The following is an 18283-nucleotide window of genomic DNA, read 5'->3' on the forward strand; positions in this document are numbered from 1 at the left end:
TCATGAATAATAAAATAAAATATTTATCCATAGCAATGTCTATTTTATTAGTAGCTTCATCCTGTAAAAAGGCATTGGATATCAATGATAATCCAAATTCACCAACTGAATCTACACCCGAGCTTGTTTTGCCTCAAGCTATGGTTGCAACAGCGCTTTCTGTTCCAACATATAATACCTATGGCGGACGATTAGTAGGTTATTATGCTACATCGGGCGGGGTCTCTGGTTGGGGTGATATGATTACCTACGATTTTTCAACCGGGTTTATGACTGGCTTGTGGAGTACTCCATATAATACATTGACTGATCTTCAGTATGTTGTAGAAAAAGCAGGCGAAGGGAAAGCCCTTTTTGTACAAGCTGCAGAGGTCATGAAAGTGTATAATTATGCGAATCTTGTGGATACCTATAATGATGTTCCTTATTCAGATGCGTTAAAGGGCGCTGCTTCGCTAACTCCGAAATACGACAAGGCAGCTGATATCTATGTCGATCTTGCTAAAAAATTGGATGCAGCAGTGGCTTTCTTTAAATCGGCTACTGCTAGTGATGATTTTAAAACGGCAGATGTTATATTCAAAGGTAATACGACCTCGTGGGCTAAATTTGCTAATACATTGAAATTAAGGTTGGTGTTAAGAGCTGGTAGTAAAGCTACATTTGCTAATAAGACAATAGATAATATTGGCGTTATTGAAAGCGATGTCATTGTACAACCTGTATTTACCAAAATTGCGGGGAAGCAAAATCCGATGTGGAATACTTGGGCTTATGGCGCTGATAATGCCGCTGTGGGAACATGGGGAACCCAATTTATTCCTACCAATTATATAATGGCTTTCTACGATGGTTTTAAAATATCTGACTCGGAACGTGCATCATTGGTCTTCGCAAATGGAATATCAACCAATAAAAATCAACTTGGAAATGTTGATAATCCTCCAACAGGAGTTGCGCCATCTGCCTGGGTTATGCGTCCAGTCTCTGGTACGATAAGCGGTACAAACTATAGAGGGTTAGGTGTTATCAAAGGTCCTGCTGCTGGTCAACCTTTAATGCTGGCGGCTGAAGGGCAATTTTTAGCCGCAGAGGGTGTGGTCAAGGGTTTAATTTCAGGAGTTACTGCTGATACGTATTTTGAAAATGGTATTAAAGCCTCTTATAATTATTTATATAAAAATGAGGCTGATGTTGCTACAAAAACAGCGGCTGAGGCAGCGACCTATCTGCAAACTTATAAGTCACAAAACCCGGATAGCTACCTTGTAAATTTTGAAAAGGCGACAAGTCTAGAACAGAAGTTGGAAGCAATTATTACACAAAAATATATTGCATTAAACTTTTTATTTGGGCATGAAGCGTGGAATGAATTCCGTCGTACTGGATACCCTAAGAATGTTGGTTTAAACAATACTGCTAATGCGAGAACGACTTTCGTCTCAATTGCTTCACGTGCAACGTCGGAAGACAAATTACCAACTAGAATATTATATCCAAATACTGAATTTAGTTATAATGCAGCAAATGTTCCTGCAGATATAAATAAGTATTCTTCTAAAATATTTTGGGCTAAATAAATTTAGATTAACATGAAAAAAATAATAAAATATATTTTCTTAGCGTTAGCTTCTCCATTAGTGCTAACGTCTTGTTTAAAGGATAAAGACTTAATAGGACCGGATGCTGATGGTGCTGTTGCGAATATTATAGAATTTGGGGATGTATCTGTTCCAATATCTAACGAATCGAGTTCTATACCTTTATACTCTTTAGCATTTGATATTGCTCCTACTGGAGTAGTAAATTTGAAATTGAAATGTGTTGGAGCTAAAACTGCAGAAAGTGATATTAAAGTAACAATAGCTGTTGACAACTCATTACTAGAAAAATATAATGAGGAAAATGAAACTGAATATGAGGCGATGCCTGCTTCACAGTATAGTTTAAGTGCGACTGAAGCGGTAATAAAAAAGGGTGAAAGAGAAGTCGCTGTCCCAATTAATTTGAAACCGGATCAGTTTACTTTTGATGCTGATTATGCTGTTGGTTTAGCTATAAAAACAGTATCCTCTGGAGAAATTTCGGGAAATTTTGGCAAGATTATATTGAATTTAGGAGCTAAAAACTTCTTTGACGGTGTGTATAAATATACAACATCTGCTTCTACTGCTTTAGTCCCTAATGCAAATAAAACAGTCAAATTAGTAACGATTGGAAGCAATAAATGTATGCTAGATCCTGGTTTGCTAGGAACTTATTCTAATCAGGTAAATTATACAATTGATCAAGCTACTAATAAAATTACTGTAGAAATGTTTTCTCTTCTACCAATAGCGACCAAGTCAACCAGTGTTTATGACCCAGCAACAAAGACATTAACGGTTAACTGGACATCAAATGGGGGAGCCAGAACGTTTGAAGAAAAGTTTGTTTATACTGGATCAAGATAGATTTAGAAAGGGGGGTGAGAATCTCCCCTTTTAGATAATGTGAATTTTCTGAAACAATAAGATATGAAAGCAATAATTTTTAGCTTAATCGGAGTGCTTAGTTGCGTATTCTCCTTTGGACAGGAAAATGCAGCAAAGCCCAAAATAGGATACGACAGTTTTATCAAACAGGTAAACCATTCTTTCAAATTGACTGATAGTGAAATCTCTAAAGATGTTTCTGGAGAAATCATTTTGGATATTCGTGTAAACGAATTTGGAAAAATTGATTCCGCTGATATTGCGAAAGATATTGAAAATGGAATGGGACTCCGTTTGTTAAAGGCAGTAAAGATGTCAGGGGACTGGGAACCTGCAAATAGAAATGGAACTCCATTGGCATCTTGGGTGCGTTTCCCTTATAAAGTGTTAAGCTTTAAAGAGTCAGAGAATTCAGCAAAAATTATTAAAGCTGAACCAATTGAAGGAATGTCTACTTTCATTGAAAAATTCTATAAAAATTTTCAATATCCACCAGAAGCACTGAAGGCAGGATTGTCCGGTGAGTATGAATTAAATTTTGTAGTTAAAGAAGATGGAAAAGTAACGGCTGTGAAATTGAAAAATGATCCCGGTTATGGCGTATTGACAAGTGCACAGCGAGCACTAAACAAAGCCGGTAAGTGGAAACCTGCAACCCAAAATGGTGAAGCTGTGAAATCATCCGTCATTGTTCCATTTAAGTTAAGCTTGAAAGAGTTTAGATCTCATATTTAATTAGTAAAGTGTTTTTATCAATTCCTAAAATAGAGGTAGTATTTGCTACCTCTATTTCTTTTCACCAAACTGAAGTACATATCCATTATTATCATAAATAGCAAACTCACGCATTCCCCATTCGAAAGTTTCTATTTCGTAACATATTCTGACATTATCCTTTAATTCTGCCCATAAATTATCAACCTCATCTATGTTAAAATAGAAGGAACCGGTAAATTGTGCGGTTTCAAAAGCAATGCTTTCAACAGGATGAGAAAACATGATTTCAATGGTTCCGTTTTGCAGTAAAGTCCAGTTCAATGCTTCGTTTTTTTCAATACATGTAAACCCGAGTTTTTCAATATAGAACTGAATAGTTTGATCTAAGTTTTTTGTATATAATATTGGATTTAAGCTTTTGTAGTTCATCTTTATTTGCCTTTGATTGTTTTGAACTATTGTTTTGTCTTTTTGATAGTAGTTATGTGTTTTTTTTTATTGTTATCGATTGTAATGGTAGTTTTATGATGAAAAATACAAAATATTGCAGTATTTGTTGTTGCTTCATGAAAAAAAATATTTATTTTTTCATATTAAGGTGTGTTGTTTGTGTAATTGTTTGGTATTTAGTGTTTTTTGTGTGTTATTTTTTGTGTGAAATACTATGATTTATATCGTTTGTTTTCCAGTTTTTTAATTCTATTTCTAACTTCTTGTTGCATCTTTAAAAGATTGTTTTATCTTTGCTTTTAACAAAACCTTAACATTTCATGTCTGGTTTTGCACACTAACTGTATTAGTCTAATAGACTCATCATTTTTAGAAAAACATATATTAAAAGATCCTTTTGGCGCTTTTATCTTTTTTAGTTAGATAAACTACTTACTATTAAACAAACATAAACATATGAAACACAAACTACTCAGTTTTTTCGTGGGGAGTATGATCCTTTCTTCTGTTGCTTTTGCGCAAGAGAAGAAAGTAAGCGGTCGTGTAACTGGCGCTGATGGTAAACCATTAGTCGGTGTGACAATTGCTGTTCAAGGGTCAAACATTGCTACTCAAACAGATGCAAATGGAAAATATTCTTTATCAGTTCCTGTTGGTAAAGTGATGGTTTTCAGGTATGTCGGTCATTCTGATAAGACTATAATCGTTAAAGATGGACAGTCATTATTCAACGTGTCACTAGAGGATCAGAATACAGCATTAGATGAGGTTGTCGTAGTCGCTTATGGTACTGCTAAGAAAGAGTCTGTAACAGGATCCGTAACCTCAGTCTCAGCGAAAGATATCGAAAAGAGACCGGTTACCAATGCATTTGCAGCTTTAGAAGGCTCTGCTGCTGGTATTCAACTGAACAATACTTCTGGTATGCCAGGTGCAGAACCTAGTATACGAATTCGGGGATTTTCATCACTAAATGGTTCTAACAACCCACTTTATGTCGTGGATGGTGTACCTTTTGGTGGTAATATTTCTGATATTAACCCCAACGATGTGGAAAGTATTTCAGTGTTAAAAGACGCTTCATCTTCTGCGCTCTATGGAAGTAGGGCTAGTAATGGGGTGATTATTATTACCACCAAGAAAGGAAAGGCTGGCCGCTCTCAGGTTAATATCTCAACAGATCAAGGTTTCTACTCGAGAGGTATTGCTGAATACGATCGCGTGAATGATAGACAATTTATGGAAGCCATGTGGTTGGGTTATCGAAATAGCTTATTGACTAACAATTCGGCATCCTATCCAACAGTTGCATCTGCAAATGATGAAGCAACCAAATCTTTAGTGAGCAATTATTTGAAATTAAATATCTATGATAAGGCTGATGATAAACTATTTGATTCCAATGGAAAGCTTGTTTCTGATGCTCAAATAAAAAGTGGATATGCAGACGATTTGGATTGGTTTAAAGAGGTAGATCGCGTGGGACACCGTCAAAATTATAATATTGATGGTACAACAGCAACCGATAAGGCCAAAGTTTTTTATTCCACAGGTTACTTGGACGAGAAAGGATATATTAAAAATTCTGGTCTAAAAAGATTTACTGGACGATTAAATGCCGAACTTCAAGCTAAAGATTGGTTCAAATATGGCTTCAATTTAGCAGGTTCACATCAGATCTCAAATCAAATTAGTGGTTCTACTGACGATGCAGGTTCATTTGTTAATCCGTATAACTATGCCAGATCGATAGCGCCAATCTATCCAATTCATTTGCATAACGCAGACGGATCTTATGCATTGGACGAGGCCGGAAAAATACAGTATGATAACGGCGAATCTACAAGATTGCAATATGTCGGAAGACATACCATTTGGGAAAATGAATTAAACAGAGACCAAACAGTTCGTAATACAGTAAATGGTAGAGGCTTTCTTGAATTCAAGTTTCTGAAAGATTTTACATTGACTTTAAACGGCGATTTAAATCTTCGCAATTCAGAACGTCGTACGTATAATAACGCAATAATAGGTGATGGTGCCGGCCAGGGTAGAGCGGCTAGGAATATCTATCGCTATAAAAACTATACGGTTCAACAGTTATTGACTTGGAACAAAGATTTTGGCTTACACCATCTGGACTTATTGGCAGGACATGAGAATTATTCTGACAACTGGAGTTATCTATATGGCTATAAAACAGATGAAATTTTTGAAGGCCAAACTGATATGGTAAATTTTACCAAAATTACATCGCTGTATGATTATCAGGAAGATTATCGTGTAGAAAGTTTCTTGTCTCGTGCTCGTTATAATTACGCTGGTAAATATTTTGCAGAGGCGTCGTTTAGAAGAGATGGTTCATCTCGATTCAGCCCGGCAAACCGTTGGGGTAATTTCTGGTCTTTAGGCGGTAGCTGGAGCGTATCTAAAGAAGATTTCTTTAAAGATATGCTGAATACCGTTAATGATTTGAAGGTGCGAGCATCTTACGGTGAAGTAGGTAATGATGAAAGTGCAAGTAAGTATTCTTATTTATCGTTATATGAGTTAAGCCAAAATGCGAATGCAGGGGCGGTCTTTAAAAACCAAAACCCTTCACCTGATTTAATTTGGGAAACCTCGAGTTCATTCTCTGCGGCAGTAGAAGCCCGATTATTTAAACGAGCAAATTTAAGCTTTGAATACTTTAACAAGCAGTCTCAAAACTTGATTTTTGATTTTAATCTACCATTGTCTGCTGGAGCAACTTCATCTTCGAGTGCAGTTTCAACAGTAACAAGGAATATTGGTTCAATGTCAAATAGGGGCTTCGAGTTAACTTTTGATGTAGACGTTTTGAAAGGTGACGGATGGAAATGGAATGTTGGTGCGAATGCAACCTGGTTGACGAATAAAATATTATCATTACCTGAGGAGAATAGGGAGAACGGAATTGTAACTGGTAATTTCAAATGGGTTGAAGGCGGTAGCCGTTATGATTTTTGGTTGTTTAAGTATGCGGGTGTAGATCAGATGACTGGTCGTTCGCTTTACCTGGCAGATACAGAACGTTTTAATGTGAATGGTTCTGCACCAGGAAAAGCGGAAATCCCTACAGCGGAACTTGTTGAAATTAATGGAAAATACTACGTAACTAATGCTTCTAGCTATGGTCTAAGGGACTGGTCCGGATCGGTTATTCCTAAAATGAATGGAAGTTTCAACACAAGCTTTGAGTATAAAAACTTTAGCTTCTCTGCTTTGTTTACCTATGCGATCGGTGGTAAAGTATACGATTCTTCATATGCTGGTTTGATGGCCATGTCCGGTACACCAAGTGCGTTGCATGCGGATATTATGAACTCATGGAACGGTATCCCTGATGGAATGACAGCATCCTCGGCAGATAGATTGGATGTCAATGGCATTCCTGCGATTAACTTTTCTCAAAGTAGTATGAATAATTATGCTACTAGCGACCGTTTCTTAGTTGACGGATCATATTTGGTTATCAAGAATATAGCGGTGGGTTATAGTTTGCCAAAAACGTTGGTTAGTAAAATAGATTTGTCTTCCGTGAGAGTTGTTGCTGGAATTGAAAACTTGTCGACAATGACAAAACGTAAAGGAATGAACCCACAACAACAATGGAATGGTACCAGCACAAATGCTTGGGTTACTCCACGTACAATTTCTTTTGGTGTAAAAATTGGATTATAAGAAATCAAACAATGAAAAATAATAAATATATAAAAGTATTGTTAGCAGGAATGATTCTTGTTTCTTCTTGCAAAAAAGACTATTTAAATACAAGCCCTACAGATTCCGTTGAGCTTTCTAAAGTATTTGAAACGACAAAAAATGCTGAAGTAGCCGTTAATGGTTTGGCAAAAATGATGACCCAACAGTATTTAGGTAGCCAAGGATTTAATGGAGAGGGAACAATTAAAATGTATTACGGAAATTATCCTGGAAACAATTTTTTTGTGAACTTAAGCGGCTGGGCAGACATTATTAATGCAAATTATAACCAAAACTTAACAAGTATTTATTTGTATTATCCTTGGTTTTATTACTACAAGATCATTGGTAACGCAAATCAAATTGTCGAAAATATTGATGCTGCGGAAGGAAACTTGGCCGACAAACAATTTATAAAAGCGCAAGCATTGACTTACCGTGCTTACAGTTATATGATGCTGGCTCAGATCTATGGCAATAGATGGAGTGATTCAAATAATGGGCAGACAAATGGATTGGTTTTAAGAAAAGATGTGTCAACTGGAGATATGCCTTTATCTACCTTGGGCCAGACTTATGATTTGATCTATACGGATTTAAACGATGCCATTTCATTGTATGAATCTTCAAAATTAGTTCGTAATGCAAATAAAAATTACGAAGTAAACAAAGATGTTGCTTATGCGGTTTATGCCCGAGCAGCTTTGAATAAACAGGATTATGTCAATGCTGAAAAATATGCTGTTTTGGCGCGGGCTAATTATGAACTGATGAATAATGCAGAGTATAAAAGTGGCTTTGCAAATCCAAATAGAGAGTGGATTTGGAGTAGCTACGGTGCGTCTGATGAAACGTTATACTTCTATTCATTTCAATCGTATATTGCTTATAATTCGTCAGCAAGTGCTGTTAGAACGACGCCTAAATGTATCAGTAGAGAATTGTTCGATAAAATTCCTTCAACAGATATTAGAAGAGATCTTTTCTTAGATCCAAAAGGCGAAGCGTACACCGCAGCTACGGGATTGGCCGGAGCGACGATGAAGGCTAGGGCTTTTGCTACCTTTCCAGATTTACAGTCTAATGCAGTGCCTTACGCTTACATGAACTTTAAGTTTAAAGCGAATGATCTACCGGGTGTTGGAAACTTAAATCACTTTAGGGCTTCTGAGATGTATCTTATTGAAGCTGAAGCTAAATTTTTCCAAAATAAAGCGGCAAGCGAAGTTCAAGGTGTTCTTAACGCATTAAACGCAACTTCAGGAAGAGATGTGAAATATGTTTGTACAAAAACAGGGACAGATCTACTTAATGAAATTAAACTTTATCGCGCGGTTGAACTATGGGGCGAAGGATTCGATTGGTTTGATATGAAACGTTGGGGAGATACTATTGTGAGAAGAAATAACGCAAACGGCGGTAATTTCCTTACATCTTTAGCTGTTACAATTAATCCTCAAGATAAAAACAAGTGGACTTGGTCTATCCCGCTTCGCGAAAGCGATTATAATAAGGGATTGGAATAATTCTAAGTATAAAATCAATAGGATAAAATGGCCGGTACAATCTGTATCGGCCATTTTGTTTTTGTGATATTTCCATTGCAAATCATGTGGAGTGTGTTTGTTTAATCTATAGCCTTTAAGATATATTACCAAATCATTAATTTTATGTATATAAATTAATAGACTAACAATTTATTAATATTAACTTAATATTGAGAATCTATTTTTACGCCATTGAAAAGATGATGAGATAGAAGAAGGAAAAATGATTCTACTAATATCGTGTCATCACAAGCGAAAAAGATAATTTATTCAAAATTCTCATGAAAAAAGCACTTTTACTCTTAGCTCTGATAAGTCCTGTTGCAGCGATTGCGCAAAATAATAATGCGCCTTCCAGCTACGATCCACATGATATCAAAATTACGGGGTACCTTCAGACACAGTTTCAAAAAGCACAGTCGCCAGGAATTACTTCTTTTTCGGGCGGTGATTTTTCAAAGAATTCGGATAACAGATTTATGATCCGTAGGGGGCGCCTTAAGATTGACCGTGTAGATACCTATTCCAGTATTGTCTTTCAACTGGATGCAACGCAGGACGGAGTACAACTTATGGATGCGTTTATTCAATTACGTCATCCAAGCCAAAAGGGGCTCAGTTTAACAGCCGGGCTCTTTAATAGGCCTTTTGGATATTCTATTGTGTATTCATCAGGCTATCGTGATTTCCCGGAAAGAGCACGTGTATTCCAAACGCTGATGCCACGCGAACGTGATCTGGGAGGGATGGTAAGTTACCACCCTGGCGGTAAAGTGAAGTTCTTAAACTTAGACTTGGCGCTTGTGAATGGTAGTGGGCATTCCGCTAAAGACTATGATTCAAAAAAAGATCTAATCGGTAATCTCGCTTTTAAATTTGATAGCCTCGCCGATAAAAAACTTCATTTGGGATTTGGTGGCTCATTTTATAAAGGTTCGGTACGTAATGATACGAAAACCTTTTATACACCCAATAGCAATGGGTATACAGCACATACCAGTGATGAGAATGAAGGTAAGGCAATTGGCCGAAATTATTATGGAGCAAACTTACAGGTCGAGTTTGATAATAGCTTCGGGACATCCAGTTTCAAAACAGAATATGTCGCAGGAGACCAGCCTGGGGTTGCCGGCGGTGTCGATATTAAAGGACCATATGCCAGTAGAAGTTTCACAACGCAACCTACCACAGATCTCTATCAGCGGAAATTTAGCGGATATTATCTTTGGTTTACGCAAGAGATTGCGAAGACTGGTATAACTGCGCTGTTAGCGTATGATGTCTATGATCCCAATACGAAAGCAAGTGGCATGACGATTGGCATGTCTGATAATTTTACGGCCGATGGTGATGTTAAGTTCAGTACATTGGGTTATGGTCTTGCATATCAGGTCAATAATAGGATAAAACTGACCGTATATAATGAACATGTAACAAATGAAAAGACAAGTTTACCAAACTTTTCGGCGGATCTGAAAGATAATGTTTTCACAACAAGACTGCTTTATCGTTGGTAAATCGGATTTGGACCATTATTTTTTCAGAATGGACAGAGTTGAGTGGAAGAACAGGCATTTAGTTTGACTAATGCATAAGTTTTTTGCGATTTGATTTAGATAACGCTCAACACTTAGATGTTTTTTCGAATACGGCTCAGTGAAGATGCGGTGATACCTAAATAGGAGGCTAACATCGCTAAAGGAACGCGATTGGCCAAGCCGGGATAGAGTTTCAAGAAGAGCAGATACCGTTCTTTGGCGTCGAGGTTCAACATGGTATTCGCGGTTTTTAGTTTGCTTTCAACAACAAAACCATAAAGTTTGGCCATCAACAGTGGCCAAACTTTAATTTCTTTTTCCAGCAGGGCGAAGTTATCAAAGTCCAAACTCCAGATTTCAGTGTCTGTCAGGGACTCTATATAGTCATTCGAAGGTGTTCGATCCAAGAAGCTCTGAAGATCGCCAATAAAACGACCTTCATAGATAAAATAACGTGTAAAATCGTCGCCTTTACTATTGTAATAAAGCGAACGGAATACCCCCGATTCCACAAAAGCAATGCTATTGTTTACTTTACCGCAGGCGACAAAATAGCTTGCCTTTGGAATGCTTTTTTTTTCAAATGCCTGTCGGATGAGATTCTCTTCCCGCAGATCGAGCTGTCCAAATTTTCGGATGTATTCCAGCAATTGCTCCATTTTACTTTTATATTATATAGCTAAGTTAATCAATTCTTCCCGTTGAGGGCCTGTTGAAAGGTACTTTATGGGAACCTCTAGTTCTGCTTCGAGAAACGTGATGAATGTTGCTAAGGCTTCTGGAAGATTTTTTGCCTGACTCACATTCGTCAGCACTGTATTCCATCCGCTCAAATATTTCCAGACAGGCTTAATTTCTTGATCCCTGGATGCAGGCAATGCTAAAGCAATCTTCTCACCCTTTGTTTCGTAATGGGTACAAATAGGAATCTCGGTCATTGCATTTAGAATGTCCGCTTTAGTCAATACAAGATGAGTAACTCCATTCAACATGATGGCATATTTCAATGCAGGCAGATCGAGCCAGCCTATGCGACGAGGACGTTTGGTATTGGAACCAAATTCGCCTCCTTTTTCACGCAAATCGCTGGCAGTTTGGCCTGTTATCTCTGTTGGGAAGACGCCGTGACCCACGCGGGTGCAATAGGCTTTTGTCACGCCGTATATTTTATCCACAAGCTTCGGTGATATGCCTAGACTCACGCAGGCTGCGGAGGCAAGGGTGTTGGAAGAGGTAACATAGGGATAACTACCATGATCGATGTCGAGTAATGTTGCCTGAGCTCCTTCCGCCAATACTTTTTGCCCATTTCGAAGCGCTTTATTCAGAAAGATTTCAGTGTCTGTAATCTGTATCTTTTTGAGGAAAATACATCCTAGCATAAAATTGTGATAAAGCTCTTCTAAGGCTGGCATTTCCTGTCCCAAATGCTGCAGTTCATTGTATTGACGATTTAAAATTTGATATACGTCATCCTTAAAATTGTCGGAATATATATCCTCCACGCGTAGATTCTGTCGTCTTATTTTATCGGAATAACTCGGGGCAATGCCATTCTTGGTCGTTCCTATCGTCCGATATAGTGCAGACTCTTCCATATAGATATCCCAATACCGGTGAGTGGGTAATACAAGATGTGCTTTTTGGGATATCAAAATTCTATTTACGAGATCTTGTTCCGGGATAATTTGCGCTAGTTCTTCAATTTCTGTTTTCAGGGACAGGGGATCAATGACTACGCCGGTACCAATGATGTTTTTGATGTGGGGAGAAAAAATCCCCGAAGGAAGCAGTTTTAGGGTAATCTTTTTGTCTTGATAATAGATACTATGTCCGGCATTTGCTCCACCGTTGAATCGCGCGATAATGTCATAGTCGCGCCCGATCAGATCGATAAATTTTCCTTTGCCCTCATCTCCCCATTGGAGCCCAATTAAAATGTCCATATTGCTTTTGTCTTGAATTTATATCCAAAGCTAGGGTTTGAGAAGTTGGGGGCAATTGTCATTTGGCAAAAAGTGAAGCTTGATATTTTTGTGAAGTACCCTTGAGGCATATCGATTGAGTTTAAGCTTGTTTGTGTCCCAGCTGTTTTACTTTTTGTAGCCACTTATCTCGTTTAATAGGATCTGAGGTTTTGATAATGCCGATATAAGTAACTTTCACTGGCGATATTCCACAAAATAGCAGTGTCGATCTCTTTAGTTGGTTAACGCTGGGTTTACCGTAAACCAGTGTATAATACCAACTGGGTTGATCGAGTGTTGTAATGATCCGGGCAGATTTTCCCTTCAGTAATTTATCCCAAAGAAGAGAATTTTCCCGATATTGAAAAGCAAACCCCGGTAAAAAAAGTCTATCGATAAAGCCTTTCATTAGTGCAGGAAGTCCACCCCACCAAACAGGATGTACCCAAACTAAATGATCGGCCCACTTTATGTCTTCCCAGGCAAGAAGTAGATCGGGTTCGAGTTCTGTCCTTTTACGATAACCAAATTGAAGGTTAGGGTTGAACTTGAGATCGATGATATGAATTGTCCGCACCTCAGCTCCGGAGGCTATTGCGCCTTCTTGATAAGCATTTGCAACCCCAAAATTGAAGGATTCCCGATTCGGGTGGCCGTTGATGATAAGTATTTTTTTCTGCATGATGTTGTTTTACATCACAAAAATAGAATAGGCCAACCTCCTTTTACAGGACAAATGTCTAAAAAGAAATTTCGCTGCGGATACGGCTTAGGTGACGTTGGGTAATGCCCAAATAGGAGGCGAGGTATTGTAATGGAAGCTGTTGGATAAACTCGGGGTGATTTTTGAGCAAATTTGCATACCGTTGGGAAGCGGTTTCTTTTTGCAATTGGAATACACGTTTTTCAAGTTCAAGATATTGTTCCTCAGCAACCATTTTAAGATACTTTGTCCATTTTAAACTGTCTGTAGCAAGTTTGTCAATTGAGTGCTTTTTGATGGTCCAAAGCTCAGCGGAAGTAATGGCCTGCATAGTCTCGGTGCTTGGTCCTCCTGTGATAAAAGAAGAGTACGCTGCTATCCAGGTATTGGGAAAGCGGAAACAATAGGTGATATCTTCCTTGTCTGCACTGCTATAATAGGAGCGAAAGATACCCGATTGTATAAATGCTACTTCATGACAAGGTTGATTTTCTTTGACAAAAAAATCGTTTTTATTCAGCTTCTTGTATTCAAAAAGCTGAATAATTTCATTGATCTCTTCTTCCTCGAATAGACGCAAAGACCGAAAATATGCTGCTATCATGTCTTCCAAACTTAACTAAATTGCGGTATTAATGCAAGATAAATCCAATAGGGCCAGCTTCAAAAGATCAATATCTTATACCGGCTAATGATTAAAAATAAGCAGTTCTATTGCGCATCTATTTATTCCGATTGAATGATCAATCGCCTCAAGGGAATTTTATTGATTTCCTACGTCCAATTTACATACAATTCCCTATTCTCACTTTAAGAATAGGAACCTGATGTTATCTGAGCGATCCTGATCATCGATCGACTTATGCGTTTTTTATCTATTTGATTAGAAAATCACCATAGAAATCAGGAATATCGCTGCTGTAAATAGCCTTAGCAACCTCAGTTATTGGATAATCTACCTTAACGATTTGGGCTTCCATCCCCTCTTTAGAAAGTGTTATGATGGAATAGGTCGCTTTTCTATCTTTTTCCTTGCTGCGTCCGACAGAACCACAATTGACAAACAAAATATCTTCCGATTGCTGGATATAGGAATGATGGGTATGTCCCATCACGAGAATGTCTATTGTTTTTTTCTTTAAGTGAGCGGATAAATCGGCCTTAGGAGTAGATTGATGAATATATTCATCGTTACTTTGAAGACTCGCGTGTACGAGCAGTATTTTTCTTAAGCTCTTTCCTGTTTTAAACGTCAGTTCAATATTATAGGGTAAAGTGGCCAACCATTTTTTATGAGGAGCGGAGATTTCCTCTTTACTGAGGTTGATCGCTATTTCACGATTTAAGGTCTCCTGCACATCATGGTGCGGCAAAGGGATAATCGCTTCATCAAAAGCAATTCTTTGGTCGTGGTTGCCCAAAAGGCATAGGATGTTTTTTTCCTGTATACGGGCTATTACTTCATTGCCCCAAGGGGCAAAATCAACGAGATCACCTAAACAGTAGATCTGTGTTATCCCTCTCTTACTGATATCTGCTAAAACCGCATCCAATGCAATTATATTGGCATGGATATCACTTATTATGGCGAGTTGTATCTTCATTTTACACTACAAACTTAATAATTCACTATGCGAATTAATCGTGTCGTTTGTTGTTTTAATGAGAAAATGAGACTGCTATTATATTCAATCGTTATTATGAACATAAGCTGGCGGGAACCATCGAAATAGTATTTTATATGGGCTCATGTTTTCTTGCTTCGGCCTTATACATGAGCCCATTCAATTCATCTGTTATTTAAAGGTTCATTCCTCCGGATACTTCGATGCGTTGCCCATTGATCCATCTGGCTTCTTCTGTACATAGGAAAGCTACGACACCGCCGATATCGTCAGGTACTCCAGCACGTCCTAAAGCTGTTACACTGGCGATATGCGCATTCGTTTCTTTGTTATCCCGTACATGACCACCTCCAAAGTCTGTCTCCATTGCGCCTGGAGCAACTACATTTGCTCCAATGCCACGTGGGCCCAGTTCTTTGGCTAGATACCTTGTTAAGACCTCAATTGCTCCTTTCATAGAGCCGTAGGCCGATGATCCCGGAAAGGCAAAGCGAGCTAGGCCGGAGGAAATATTAATAATGCGTCCTCCATCATTTAAATGAGGAAGTGTTTTTTGTGTGAGAAAAAATACTCCTTTATAGTGAATGTTATAAGCAGTATCAAATTGTTCTTCGGTCGTTTCCACAAAAGGAGCATATAATGCTGTTCCAGCATTATTGATTAGGAAATCGAAATTGGACTGCCCTGTCTGTTCTCTCAAATGATGGGTAACTCGTTCTAAGAAGTTATCAAAGGACGATACATTACCTGCATCGAATTGAAAGGCTGCAGCATGTTGTCCTAAAGACTTTATATGAGCAACAACCTGATCTGCTTCACTCTGATTACTATTGTAGGTGAGCATGACGTCAATCCCTTTTTTTGCGAGGCTAATTGCCATGTTTCTACCCAACCCGCGACTTCCTCCAGTCACCAACGCTATTTTATTTGTAGCCATTTCTGATTTGTTTTAAATTTAACATGACAAAGATCCATTGAAAAAATAAATCTTTCCTTGCAAAAAGCAAATGAATAATTGCGAAATTCAAATTATAACGTTTGGGAACGAAAATTGTTTGGTGCAAGACTGGTCTGTTTTTTGAAAAAATTGGAGAAATGTGCTATTTCTTCAAAACCAAGTGAATAGGCGATTTCGGATATATTCCAGTCGGTTTGCCGTAATAAAATCTTAGCTTCCTGTGTTACCCTTGCAGCGATAATGTGACTTGTCGTTTTACCTGTATTTTCTTTCAGGGTTTTATTTAAGTGGTTGACATGGATGGCAAGCCGGTCAGCAAAATCATTTGCTGTACGCAACTGTACCCGCTGCATCGGTGATTCAATTGGAAATTGTCTTTCTAGTAGCTCTACAAATAGTGACGTAATTCTGTTGGAAGCATTGTACGCTGGGTTTGTGATACTTTTCGGTTGTAATTTTTGTCCATAGTGGATGATTTCCAATACATAATTGCGCAAAAGGTCGTATTTAAACGCATACTCAGAAGATAGCTCCTTGTTCATTTTCAGGAAGATATCTTCAATTTCCATTCGTTGTTCTATCGATAGTTGAAAAATCGGAAGTCCTCCCGGTTGAAAGATAGGGAGATCGTCTATCACAGCTCCACTTTTATTTCGAGTAAGGAATTCATCGGTGAAAACACAAAAATAACCTTTTTGATGCTCATCCTTCGGTATCCAGTGATAAGGAACTTTTGGGGTAGCAAATACAAGCGCAGATTCATCTATTTCGATTACTTTGTCAGCATACTCGGCTGTGTTTTTTCCTGTGATTAGGCTGATTTTGTAGTAAGTACGCTTGTTATAAGGCATGACCGGCTTATCTTTCATTTTTTTTGCTAGTTCCTCATAACTGAAAACATTAAAATGACCAATTTCTTGGGCTATTTGCTTTGGAATACTTGCATTAATCTGCTGATAGAACTGTTCGATTGAAGTTGTATTCATAAAATAACGATTTGCGATAATCAAACTTATGGAAAATATTTTGCATCCTGGCAATTTTCATTTTAATGTAAATTGTCATATTATATTTTGCACAATATAATTTTCAGCTATACATTTGTACAATAAAAAACAAATTAAATATGAAAACGTTATATAATATCGGTGCTACGGCTAAAGGAGGACGAAATGGTCAAGTAAAAAGTGAAAATGGTGTATTGGATCTGGCGGTCCGCATGCCGAAAGGTCTTGGTGGAGCGAATGACGATTATGCCAATCCAGAGATGCTTTTTGCTGCGGGATATGCAGCTTGTTTTGATAGCGCCCTGAATTTAGTGATTAGAACCGAGAAGGTGAAAACTGGAGAGACTTCGGTGACGGCAAGAGTGAGCATAGGTCAGCTAGAGAATGGCGGATTTGGGCTTGCGGCAGAATTACATGCAAATATTCCTGGGGTAAGTTTGGAATTAGCGCAGCAATTAATCGAGAAAGCACACCAAGTTTGCCCTTACTCAAATGCAACAAGAGGAAATATGGAAGTCAAACTGAGTGTATCAACAAACGAATAATATATGAATTATGTTGCCAACGTGCTTACGGCACTTGTACTTTTAGAACATCTATACATCGTATGGATGGAAATGTTTGCTTGGGAAACTGCTGGAAAACGTAGTTTTGGAAAGGCCCTTTCCGCTGAGCTATTTAAACCGACAAAGGGGCTTGCCGCAAATCAAGGGCTTTATAATGGCTTTTTGGTCGCAGGTTTAACTTGGTCTTTTTTTATTAGCGATCCAGTCTGGAGTGATAACGTTCGTTTGTTCTTTCTAGGCTGCGTGCTTGTTGCCGGTATTTTTGGCGGAATTACTGCAAGTAAAAAAATATTTTTTGTACAAGGGGTTCCAGCATTGCTGGCATTATTATCTGTTATTTTTTTTAAATAAATTTATTATCAACATGTCATTAATAGAAGATTTAAAATGGCGTCATGCTGTAAAAGCATATGATCCAACAAAAAAAGTTAGTCAGGAAAATATAGATAAAATCGTTGAGGCGGCGCGCTTTGCACCCACTTCTTCAGGCTTGCAACCATTTAAAATATTGGTTGTAGAAAACCAAAAATTAAAAGAGGAATTGGCAAAGGGAGCGCTGAATCCCGAATGTATGCGTGAATGTTCGCATGTATTGGTTTTTGCGGCATGGGATCGTTATACGGAAGAGCGTATTGATAAAGTTTATGATTTCACAACAGATGAACGCGATCTACCCCGGGGACGTTTTGGATCCTATACCGAGAAGTTGAAATCGATTTACCTGAACGAGGCTGCTGAACGAAACTTTGCACATACCGCAAGACAGACCTACATTGCTTTAGGTCTGGCCCTGGCTCAGGCCGCAGAGCTTCGCGTCGATTCTACTCCTGCTGAGGGCTTCGATAACCGTGTGGTAGATGAGGTATTACAATTGGAAAAGCATGGATTGAAAAGTGTTTCGTTGATGTATGTCGGTGTGGCAGATGCTTCTCGTGACTGGATTTCCACAATGAAGAAAGTTCGAGTTCCCAAGGAAGAATTTGTTGTGGAGTATAAATAAACAGTATA

17 protein-coding genes are annotated in these 18283 nt (G+C 38.2%); 9 read left to right on the forward strand and 8 right to left on the reverse strand.

From position 1 onward, the window contains the following. The first annotated feature begins 2 nt into the window (after positions 1-2). The 3 genes from B3C94_RS13760 to B3C94_RS13770 all read left to right on the forward strand — a co-directional run bounded on the left by B3C94_RS13760 (position 3) and on the right by B3C94_RS13770 (position 3209). Positions 3-1580, forward strand: coding sequence for a SusD/RagB family nutrient-binding outer membrane lipoprotein (locus B3C94_RS13760; protein WP_293904584.1), 1578 nt, complete (start codon positions 3-5; stop codon positions 1578-1580). Positions 1581-1592: 12 nt separating this feature from the next. After that, entirely contained in the window at positions 1593-2453 is an 861-nt protein-coding gene (locus B3C94_RS13765) for a DUF1735 domain-containing protein (RefSeq protein WP_293904586.1), read from the forward strand. Between the two features lie 63 nt (positions 2454-2516). Beyond that, on the forward strand, positions 2517-3209 hold the full coding sequence (locus B3C94_RS13770) for an energy transducer TonB (protein ID WP_293904588.1): 693 nt from the start codon (positions 2517-2519) through the stop codon (positions 3207-3209). A 51-nt stretch (positions 3210-3260) separates the two neighbouring features. Here B3C94_RS13770 and B3C94_RS13775 read toward each other — a convergent pair whose 3' ends face one another. Then, positions 3261-3620, reverse strand: coding sequence for a VOC family protein (locus B3C94_RS13775; RefSeq protein ID WP_293904590.1), 360 nt, complete (start codon positions 3618-3620; stop codon positions 3261-3263). Positions 3621-4097: 477 nt separating this feature from the next. On the opposite strand from B3C94_RS13775, the gene B3C94_RS13780 reads away from it, so the two are divergent. From B3C94_RS13780 to B3C94_RS13790, 3 genes are all read left to right on the forward strand, one after another. Beyond that, a complete protein-coding gene (locus B3C94_RS13780; RefSeq protein WP_293904592.1) occupies positions 4098-7343 on the forward strand; it encodes a SusC/RagA family TonB-linked outer membrane protein in 3246 nt (1081 codons plus the stop codon). Positions 7344-7354: 11 nt separating this feature from the next. After that, a complete protein-coding gene (locus B3C94_RS13785) occupies positions 7355-8890 on the forward strand; it encodes a RagB/SusD family nutrient uptake outer membrane protein (protein WP_293904594.1) in 1536 nt (511 codons plus the stop codon). Between the two features lie 302 nt (positions 8891-9192). Continuing rightward, positions 9193-10428, forward strand: a complete 1236-nt coding sequence (locus B3C94_RS13790; RefSeq protein WP_293904596.1) for a porin — start codon at positions 9193-9195, stop codon at positions 10426-10428. A gap of 113 nt (positions 10429-10541) precedes the next feature. On the opposite strand, the gene B3C94_RS13795 is transcribed toward B3C94_RS13790, so the two are convergent. The 7 genes from B3C94_RS13795 to B3C94_RS13825 form a co-directional block, all read right to left on the reverse strand. Then, positions 10542-11108: a Crp/Fnr family transcriptional regulator gene (locus B3C94_RS13795; RefSeq protein WP_293904598.1), complete on the reverse strand. Its 567-nt coding sequence runs from the start codon at positions 11106-11108 to the stop codon at positions 10542-10544. A gap of 12 nt (positions 11109-11120) precedes the next feature. Then, on the reverse strand, positions 11121-12395 hold the full coding sequence (locus tag B3C94_RS13800; RefSeq protein ID WP_293904600.1) for an adenylosuccinate synthase: 1275 nt from the start codon (positions 12393-12395) through the stop codon (positions 11121-11123). A 121-nt stretch (positions 12396-12516) separates the two neighbouring features. Further along, on the reverse strand, positions 12517-13098 hold the full coding sequence (locus B3C94_RS13805; protein WP_293904602.1) for an NAD(P)H-dependent oxidoreductase: 582 nt from the start codon (positions 13096-13098) through the stop codon (positions 12517-12519). Positions 13099-13156: 58 nt separating this feature from the next. Continuing rightward, positions 13157-13723, reverse strand: coding sequence for a Crp/Fnr family transcriptional regulator (locus B3C94_RS13810; RefSeq protein WP_293904604.1), 567 nt, complete (start codon positions 13721-13723; stop codon positions 13157-13159). A 271-nt stretch (positions 13724-13994) separates the two neighbouring features. Further along, the gene (locus B3C94_RS13815) at positions 13995-14723 is read right to left on the reverse strand and encodes a metallophosphoesterase family protein (RefSeq protein WP_293904606.1); all 729 of its coding nucleotides are present in this window, start codon (positions 14721-14723) and stop codon (positions 13995-13997) included. Between the two features lie 196 nt (positions 14724-14919). Continuing rightward, entirely contained in the window at positions 14920-15681 is a 762-nt protein-coding gene (locus tag B3C94_RS13820; RefSeq protein WP_293904608.1) for an SDR family NAD(P)-dependent oxidoreductase, read from the reverse strand. Positions 15682-15773: 92 nt separating this feature from the next. After that, positions 15774-16688, reverse strand: coding sequence for a helix-turn-helix domain-containing protein (locus B3C94_RS13825; protein ID WP_293904610.1), 915 nt, complete (start codon positions 16686-16688; stop codon positions 15774-15776). A gap of 140 nt (positions 16689-16828) precedes the next feature. Here B3C94_RS13825 and B3C94_RS13830 point away from each other — a divergent pair, with 140 nt between their 5' ends. From B3C94_RS13830 to B3C94_RS13840, 3 genes are read left to right on the forward strand one after another with little or no spacing between them, the layout of a single operon-like run. After that, on the forward strand, positions 16829-17254 hold the full coding sequence (locus B3C94_RS13830) for an organic hydroperoxide resistance protein (RefSeq protein WP_293904612.1): 426 nt from the start codon (positions 16829-16831) through the stop codon (positions 17252-17254). A 3-nt stretch (positions 17255-17257) separates the two neighbouring features. Then, positions 17258-17626, forward strand: coding sequence for a DUF1304 domain-containing protein (locus B3C94_RS13835; protein ID WP_293904614.1), 369 nt, complete (start codon positions 17258-17260; stop codon positions 17624-17626). Between the two features lie 13 nt (positions 17627-17639). After that, positions 17640-18275 carry a nitroreductase family protein gene (locus B3C94_RS13840; RefSeq protein ID WP_293904616.1) on the forward strand — a complete coding sequence of 212 codons (636 nt, stop codon included), beginning with the start codon at positions 17640-17642 and terminating at the stop codon, positions 18273-18275. Positions 18276-18283 lie beyond the last annotated feature (8 nt).

Source organism: Sphingobacterium sp. UBA5670, assembly GCF_002420705.1.
Classification (GTDB): Bacteria; Bacteroidota; Bacteroidia; order Sphingobacteriales; family Sphingobacteriaceae; genus Sphingobacterium.

Excerpts from the sequence above, each read along its gene's own strand:
- B3C94_RS13760 (WP_293904584.1), top strand. The coding sequence starts at position 3 with ATGAATAATAAAATAAAATATTTATCCATAGCAATGTCTATTTTATTA.
- B3C94_RS13765 (WP_293904586.1), top strand. The coding sequence starts at position 1,593 with ATGAAAAAAATAATAAAATATATTTTCTTAGCGTTAGCTTCTCCATTA.
- B3C94_RS13770 (WP_293904588.1), top strand. The coding sequence starts at position 2,517 with ATGAAAGCAATAATTTTTAGCTTAATCGGAGTGCTTAGTTGCGTATTC.
- B3C94_RS13775 (WP_293904590.1), bottom strand. The coding sequence starts at position 3,620 with ATGAACTACAAAAGCTTAAATCCAATATTATATACAAAAAACTTAGAT.
- B3C94_RS13780 (WP_293904592.1), top strand. The coding sequence starts at position 4,098 with ATGAAACACAAACTACTCAGTTTTTTCGTGGGGAGTATGATCCTTTCT.
- B3C94_RS13785 (WP_293904594.1), top strand. The coding sequence starts at position 7,355 with ATGAAAAATAATAAATATATAAAAGTATTGTTAGCAGGAATGATTCTT.
- B3C94_RS13790 (WP_293904596.1), top strand. The coding sequence starts at position 9,193 with ATGAAAAAAGCACTTTTACTCTTAGCTCTGATAAGTCCTGTTGCAGCG.
- B3C94_RS13795 (WP_293904598.1), bottom strand. The coding sequence starts at position 11,108 with ATGGAGCAATTGCTGGAATACATCCGAAAATTTGGACAGCTCGATCTG.
- B3C94_RS13800 (WP_293904600.1), bottom strand. The coding sequence starts at position 12,395 with ATGGACATTTTAATTGGGCTCCAATGGGGAGATGAGGGCAAAGGAAAA.
- B3C94_RS13805 (WP_293904602.1), bottom strand. The coding sequence starts at position 13,098 with ATGCAGAAAAAAATACTTATCATCAACGGCCACCCGAATCGGGAATCC.
- B3C94_RS13810 (WP_293904604.1), bottom strand. The coding sequence starts at position 13,723 with ATGATAGCAGCATATTTTCGGTCTTTGCGTCTATTCGAGGAAGAAGAG.
- B3C94_RS13815 (WP_293904606.1), bottom strand. The coding sequence starts at position 14,723 with ATGAAGATACAACTCGCCATAATAAGTGATATCCATGCCAATATAATT.
- B3C94_RS13820 (WP_293904608.1), bottom strand. The coding sequence starts at position 15,681 with ATGGCTACAAATAAAATAGCGTTGGTGACTGGAGGAAGTCGCGGGTTG.
- B3C94_RS13825 (WP_293904610.1), bottom strand. The coding sequence starts at position 16,688 with ATGAATACAACTTCAATCGAACAGTTCTATCAGCAGATTAATGCAAGT.
- B3C94_RS13830 (WP_293904612.1), top strand. The coding sequence starts at position 16,829 with ATGAAAACGTTATATAATATCGGTGCTACGGCTAAAGGAGGACGAAAT.
- B3C94_RS13835 (WP_293904614.1), top strand. The coding sequence starts at position 17,258 with ATGAATTATGTTGCCAACGTGCTTACGGCACTTGTACTTTTAGAACAT.
- B3C94_RS13840 (WP_293904616.1), top strand. The coding sequence starts at position 17,640 with ATGTCATTAATAGAAGATTTAAAATGGCGTCATGCTGTAAAAGCATAT.